The sequence below is a fragment of the Cecembia lonarensis LW9 genome, from assembly GCF_000298295.1.
GTDB lineage: Bacteria > Bacteroidota > Bacteroidia > Cytophagales > Cyclobacteriaceae > Cecembia > Cecembia lonarensis.
The window spans coordinates 44873-52483 of sequence record NZ_AMGM01000026.1 but is presented as its reverse complement, the minus strand read 5'-3'; the positions used below and the strand labels follow the sequence as shown (position 1 = coordinate 52483).

Below are 7611 nucleotides of genomic sequence, written 5' to 3'. Positions count from 1 at the left end.
CTTTCCAATATCGGGAATTTCAGGTATGTGAATATATCCTATGAAATGGCAGATACTGTCCTAAGAGAAGATGGTACCTATCCATTAAATGCCAGAATATTACTTTCCCCTCTCAATAAAAGGGCCGTCAGGGCAGAACTTCAGGGGGTAACTAAGTCTAACAGTTTTGTTGGGCCGGCACTCATTTTGAATTACCAAAACAGGAATATCTTCAGGGGAGGGGAGATTTTCAATTTAACAGGGAAGTTTGGTTATGAAACCCAGGTAGCTTCCGGTACCAGAGAGGCTTTGCAATCAATAGAGTTTGGGTTGACTGGTTCATTGGTATTTCCCCGTGTCATTTTCCCCGGGCCATGGTCGGACCGATTCAGGTTTTCCATACCCAAAACCAGGATTAGCTTGGGTTATGAATACCAAAATAGGACAGATCTGTATCTGCTGTATTCTTACAATGCTTCATTTGGATACTTCTGGAATGTGAACAGGTATGTTTACCATGAATTCAATCCAGTCAGTTTAAGTATCGTCAATTTGGCCAGGACTACACCTCAGTTTGACGAGATATTAAATGCCAACCCCTTTTTGAGACGGAGTTTTGAGCAACAGTTTATCTCTGGGATTAATTATACCTTTAACTTTAATCAACTGGTTGATCAGGATAGGAAGAATGCCATATTTTTCGGGGCCACTGTTGATTTTGCAGGAAATTTATTTAAAGGTTTAAATACCGCATTGGGATCGGAAAATCCCAATTCGATTTTCGGTTTGGAATTTGCCCAATACATTAAGGGAGATATAGATTTGAGGTATTACCGAAGATTCAGCCAAGAGAACATTTTGGTCAGCCGGGTTTTTGCAGGGTACGGAGCGCCACTTGGCAATTCCCTTTCTTTGCCGTTTGTTAAGCAGTATTTTTCGGGTGGGCCGAGGAGTGTCAGGGCATTTAGGATCAGGTCATTAGGTCCTGGAACATTTGTGCCCCAAAGCATTGGCACAGGAGGCTTTTTTGATCAGGCAGGCGATATCAGGCTGGAGGCTAACTTGGAGTACCGCTTCCCTTTCAATAAATATTTGAAGGGTGCTCTTTTTATTGATGCCGGTAACGTATGGTTATACAATGAAAATGAGGCCCTTCCCGGAGGTAAATTCACCAATTCTTGGGCAGAGGAATTGGCTGTAGGTGCCGGATATGGCATCAGGGTAGATGTTCAGTTTTTTGTTTTGAGGTTGGATATTGCTGTTCCAGTCAGGAAGCCCTGGCTTTTGGAAGAAGGTCCATGGCAGGACCGGCTCAGGCTGGGGGATAGGGATTGGAGAAGGGATAATCTGGTCTTGAATTTTGCGATTGGGTATCCTTTTTAAATTTCTCATTTTCCGACAATTCGCTTCAAAGTTTCTCCATGGATTTGTTTTTCATTGTCTTGCAAAGTTTCTTGCATAGGTAAGTTGAAATCTATATTCCTCGAAACTCCGGATGCATGATGAACAGTTTTTTAAGAAATACAGCCCAGGATATTTTAAAAAATCACAAGACATTACAAGATCTTGTCATAGTGCTTCCCAACCGCCGAGCGGGCCTATTTTTCAAACAGCATTTGGGCAGCTTGATCGATTCGCCCATTTGGATGCCCGAGATCAAAACTATAGAAGATGTTTTTTATCAGTTGGCTGCACAGCGTCCTGCAGATGAACTTAGCTTGATTTTTGAATTGTATAAAACCTATCAAAACCTAAACCCCGTAGCAGAAAGCTTTGATCAATTCTATTTTTGGGGGGAGATGATTTTAAAGGATTTCAACGACGTGGACCAGTTCATGGCCAATGCCGAAAAGCTTTACCTTCATCTGTCTGAGATCAAAGAAATTGAATCAGACCTTAGCTTTCTTTCCCCTTCCCAAATTGAACTGATCAAGCAATTTTGGAATGCCTTTCAAAGGCAAGACAGAAGGCATCAGGAAAAATTTCTCAGGTTTTGGCAGTTGCTAGGCCCATTATATAAAAATTATCAGGTAGCCTTGGACGTTTCAGAGCTGTCCTATCCCGGAAAAATTTACCGCAAGGTGGCCATGGGGCTAGAGTTACAAGCAGTGCCAGAGAAAAAGTATATTTTTGTTGGGTTTAATGCCTTTACCACCACAGAGGAAAAACTGGTCAAATATTTTATTTCTGAATTCGGTGCAGAGATTTATTGGGATATTGACGCTTATTATCTTGAGGATAGGCATCAGGAGGCGGGTATGTTTTTTAGGGAGTATCAAAAGGATAAAATCTTCGGACCCACATTTCCTGAAATTATTCCCAATCATATAGAGGTCAGGCAGGCCAATATAAAGACCTATGCCACCCCATTGAAGAGCAATCAGGCCAACCTTGTGGGGGCGATCTTGGAAAAGGTGGATCCTCAGGAAAATTGGGAGGAGACGGTTGTCATCCTGCCGGACGAGCAGTTGCTTTTTCCTGTTTTGCATGTACTGCCAGATCGTATCAGCAAGGTTAACGTAACTATGGGTTACCCCATACGAAATGCCCCCGTTTATGCTTTTTTGGAAGCGGTTTTAGAAATGCAGCGCTTTGTCAAAATGGATGGGGAAAATGTCCTCTTTTATCACCAACAAATTAAGAATCTGCTTTCCACGATCTATCTGAAAACTGCAGCACCAGAATTTGCCACGAAGCTGCTTCAGATAGTTCAGGATCAAAACATGATTCATATTCCGCTTCCCATGTTACAGGAAGGTGGGGGATTGTATCAACTGGTATTTCAGAAAGTAGAGGCAGCAAATCTCTTTTCCTATTTGGCAGATCTTATTCGGGCATTGGCCGAACATTTGGAAGAAGAACCTTTACAGCGTACCTATCTTTTTCAATGCTTCAAACAATTGATCAGATTCAGGGAAGTCTTGGAAAAACAAGAAATTCAGCGCTTGGATATGGAGTTTATGATCCGGCTTTTCAGACAGATTTTCAGGGAAGTAAAGCTTCCCTTTGAAGGAGAGCCTTTGCAGGGACTGCAGCTGATGGGGGTTTTGGAATCCCGTAACCTGGATTTCAGAAGGGTGATCATCTGTAACATGAATGAGGACAGTTTTCCTCCATCAGGGGGACTGAATTCTATGATTCCTTTCAATATCCGAAGGGCTTTTGGACTACCGGTACAGGAGCAAAATGATGCCATTTACGCTTACACTTTTTATCGACTGCTGCACAGTGCAGAAGAAGTACACATGATTTATGCTACAGCTTCAGATCAGGGCAAAGCAGGGGAAAAAAGCAGGTATATTCAGCAAATGCAGATAGAAATGGGATTGGACCAAAAGGACGAGGTGGTTTTTGTCCCTATCGATCTTAAAGCTACAGGAGAAATCAATATAGAAAAAACACCTGAAGTTTTGGCCCAATTGGAGCGGTATATAGTTCGGAATGATGGTAGCTCGGTTACATCATTTTCCCCTTCCGCCATCAATATGTTCATTGATTGTCGTTTGAAGTTTTACCTCAGATACTTGGCAGGATTGGAGGAAAAAGAAGAGGTGAAAGAAGAAGTAGATGCAGCTGTTTTTGGAAATATTGCCCATTACAGTATGGAATTTCTTTATCAAGGGTGTATTGAAAGGAAAAAAAGACAGGTTTTAGTCCATGAGGATTTTGATGACCTCAAGAAAAACTGGGTATACCCAGCAATTGAAAAGGGAGTAAGGAAATTTTATAAACTGGAAGACGATAAAGATACCCGTCTTAACGGTCAAATCGCTATCGTGAGGGATGTTTTACATCGGTACATAATTCGCTTATTGGACATTGATCAAGCCTCTGCACCAATTCAAATCTTGTCTATGGAGAAAGAACACCGGGCGAGTTTTGAGGTAAAGGCAGCTTATGGTGACTTCAAAGTTGCATTGAAAGGCTTTATAGACCGTGTGGACCTGCAGCAGGGCAGTATACGTCTGATAGACTATAAGTCAGGAGCAGACAAGAAAGATTTTGCCCAGGTAGAGGATCTTTTTGATGCTAACCTGAAAAAGAGAAACAAAGCAGCCATGCAGACCTTGTTTTATGGATTGCTCTATCAATCCATGTATCCGGAAAACACCCTTCCCCTAAAGCCAGCACTATTCAATTTCAAAGAAGTTTTTAAGGAAGATTTTAACCCATACCTTCAGGAGAAACAAGCCCGTAAAACAGGGGTTGAAGTAAATGATTACAAAGATTATCAGGAAAATTTTGAATACCATCTCAGTGAAAAGCTTTCAGAAATCTTTAACCCTTCCCTTCTTTTTGATCAGACGGAAGATTTGGATAAATGTAAAAATTGTCCCTATAAAGAAATTTGCGGGAGGTAGAGATCCTAACTAAAAATCAGTTTTCTGAATTTCAAGCCTTTCTTCCTGACTATATTCACTGACCCGTTCACGGGCAAGCAAGAAGGCAATGACGTAGGTTTTCATCCCACAGTCATCGGCGCCTAGTTCTTCAGCCAACTTAGGGTCAAATAGTGATGTATCTTGGGGAAACCCAGCTAAGGAAAGCAAAAAAAGAGCAAATGATAAAACTGTTTTTTTCCTGTCGAGGAATAAGGTGTTTGAGGCGATATATATGGGGATATTTTAGCCGCCGGACCTTTTTCTTCTGCCTGTATTTTCTTGTTCGACCTGTACAAACTGGTAATCGTCCTCTGCAAGTATCTGTCGCGCACCTTGGTCAAAAACGATACTCTTGTAATAAATCGGGAGCAAGTAGTCCCCATTTTCATCCATGAGCCCATATTTATCACCCACTCTTACAAGTATCCGATTTAAATCCTCCCTTCTAAGTTCCTCATATTTTGGGGAAACGATTTCTTTTCCGTCAGGGGCTATCAAACCGAATTTACCGTTATCCTCTGAAATAAAATAATTATCTGTCCCTAGGGAAATCCGCTCGTATCCATTTTCCAAAAGTAAGGAACCTTGCCTATCCAAAATATTCTGCCTGTTGCCAAGTCTGACCACCGCAAGTCCCCTTCTGAAATCAGAAACAGAGTTAAATTGAGCAGGGGAAATGATTTGCCCCTGTCTGTCTAATATTCCCCATTGCCCATTGAGGCGATAGGAAGCCAATCCCTCATTGAATTTCTTCACCTCGTCAAATTGGGCCGGAACTACCCATTTTCCAGATTTGTCAATAAAACCGTATTTACCACCTTTCAAAGCAGGATAAAGGCCTTCATTACCGGGTAGGATCTTTTCCACATCTGCAACAGGGTTGACTTCCCAACCTTGCTGACCCAATAGTCCTAATTTATTGTCGCGCATCCATACGTTGTAATGCTTTTCCCCCACACCTTTTACCTTTTCCATGCCCACTTGGTCCAGAAGGATGCCATCATTTTTCATTACCCTTCTGAGCTTCCCATGTATGTATTCCAGCATTACCCCATCTTCAAGTGTAATTTTATGGTAGGAAGAGTAGCTGATATTGGCCTTACCTTCCCGTCCTTTGATCAGCATGTATTGATTGCCATCATAGGCATAAAAGTAATCCTCTTCCAGATGGACAATGTGGTCAATGACCGGTTGAAGTACATAATTTCCCTCCCTATTAATCATGCCATAGCCTGTCGATTCCTTGGAAATTATAAAATTCTCATTGATTTGCTCCAATTTGTCATAAAGCTTGTCAGGATTATCGGATAAGGGTAAAAAATAGCCTTGGGCTGTCTGTGCGATTACTTGGCCATTGATGGCAAGGGTTGCCTTTTCAAAGGTTCCAAGAAAGATTGTTTCTCTGTTGGAATGGTCATATATCCAGTACTGATTTCCTTTTCTTCCCAGTAATCGGGTAAAGAAAGTCTGAATTTCATCATATTCTCCCAGAAGTATTTCTTCTCCATATTCATGGAATGCTCCGAGTCCATCGCGCCCTTTGACAATAATCCAGGGCTGATCGTAGAAATATACTTTTTCTCCATTTAGGTCTATGAAGGGCTTATATTCCTTGCTCAGCAATTTCACCTCATTGTTGGCTGTACTTATCCTCACAGATTCGCTTAGGATGGCAATCTGATCAAACTCCAAGCGTGATTTGAGTTTTAGGTTTTGATCGTATACTTCGTATGTCTGTCCAACTGTTTGGGTGTTAACGCTAATTGACAAGGCTGCTAGAAGGGCAGCACCCACGCACCATTTCTGCTTCATAGTAATTTAATTCTGGCATAAATTAAATGGATTGTTGACGGATTTCAAGGTTGGATTACATTTTATTTTAATATTGTTGGCTGAAATCCAATTTCACTAAGCACTTGTCGAAAAAAAACTTTCCTTTCGCCGATTTTACCTTGGCACTCCTGTTTTTTTTGGGAATAGTAACCATTGGCTACTTATTTCCAAGGGAGGCTTTTTTCTACAATCTTTCAGCCATTGTCCTTTGTTTTACCATCTATTGGTTGCTTTATCAAAAAGTGAAAAATAAGCTTTTCACTTTTAAGAATGTTTTAGCTATGGCCATTGGGTCCAGGTTGATCTTACTTTTTGCTGTTCCTTCACTTTCGGATGATTTTTATCGGTTTCTTTTTGATGGGCATTTGTTAATCCAGGGTTTTAACCCTTATGTTCAGCTTCCTGCCACATGGGTACAAGAACAAGGGTTGGAATCAGGAGCGTATTTATACGGTTTGTGTGAAGGGATGAATTCACCCAATTATTTCTCAGTTTATCCTCCTATGCACCAGATTTTTTTTGGATTGGCAGCATTATCAGGAGAATCTTTGATTGCCAATTTGATTGTATTAAGGCTGGTGTTAATAGCCTTTGACCTAATAAATATATTCCTGATCTATCAATTGCTTCAGCTTTGGAATTTGCCAAAACAAAGGGTACTGCTTTATGCCTTAAATCCTTTGGTGATTTTGGAATTGACTGGCAACCTTCATTTTGAAGGAATGGTTTTAACGGGGCTTTTGGCAACAGTGTATTTCTTTGAAAAACAGAGGATTGGTAAAGCCTCAGGTGCATGGGCTTGGGCAGTAGGTATCAAATTGACACCGCTGATGATGGGGCCAATCTTACTGAGACAAGCTTTTAAACAAAGGTTTGCCATCTCTTTCATAGCTTTGTCGGCTTTGTTTATATTTTTGGCCTTAGGCCTATTGTTGATAAATAAAAGTTATCTGAATTTCTGGCAGAGTTTAAGGCTATATTCCAGTAGTTTTGAGTTCAATGCCTCCATTTATTACCTGATCCGCTGGGTATCCGGATTTTTTATGGATTATAACCCCATTGTTTATGTGGGACCTTTCCTTACTGTATTGGCTGCTTTATTGATCTTAGCCTTGAGTTTTCTTTTCAGGTTGGAAAATGCTAAGGATTTGGCTGTGGGGATGGTTTGGATTTATCTGCTTTACTTGTTGCTTCAGACTGTGGTGCATCCCTGGTATCTGATTCCGGCCTTTGGCTTGAGCGTGCTGACAGGAAACCGGGTGTTTTTGGTCTGGAGTGGATTGGTGTTTTTGTCTTATGGGGCATACCAGTATAAAGAGGTAATAGAGTCTATTTATCTCCTAATAGTTCAATATGGTTTGCTGTTTTTCACAGTTATTTTGGAGGCGAAAAGAATTTTAGCCTTTAAAAACTGATT

At 41.0% G+C, this 7611-nt stretch carries 4 protein-coding genes; 3 read left to right on the top strand and 1 reads right to left on the bottom strand.

Going from position 1 to position 7611, the window contains the following annotated elements; all coding sequences use genetic code 11:
• The coding region (tamL, locus tag B879_RS09850) for a translocation and assembly module lipoprotein TamL (protein WP_040400414.1) at nucleotides 1–1362 on the top strand (1362 nt) is incomplete at its 5' end.
• A 119-nt stretch (nucleotides 1363–1481) separates the two neighbouring features.
• The gene (locus tag B879_RS09845; protein ID WP_040400412.1) at nucleotides 1482–4340 is read left to right on the top strand and encodes a PD-(D/E)XK nuclease family protein; all 2859 of its coding nucleotides are present in this window, start codon (nucleotides 1482–1484) and stop codon (nucleotides 4338–4340) included.
• Nucleotides 4341–4604: 264 nt separating this feature from the next.
• Here B879_RS09845 and B879_RS09835 read toward each other — a convergent pair whose 3' ends face one another.
• Nucleotides 4605–6173: a WG repeat-containing protein gene (locus B879_RS09835; RefSeq protein ID WP_009185024.1), complete on the bottom strand. Its 1569-nt coding sequence runs from the start codon at nucleotides 6171–6173 to the stop codon at nucleotides 4605–4607.
• 104 nt (nucleotides 6174–6277) lie between these two features.
• Here B879_RS09835 and B879_RS09830 point away from each other — a divergent pair, with 104 nt between their 5' ends.
• Nucleotides 6278–7609 (top strand): MptA/MptB family glycosyltransferase, encoded by a 1332-nt coding sequence (locus tag B879_RS09830; protein WP_009185023.1) that lies wholly within the window; start codon nucleotides 6278–6280, stop codon nucleotides 7607–7609.
• The last annotated feature ends 2 nt before the right edge of the window (nucleotides 7610–7611 follow it).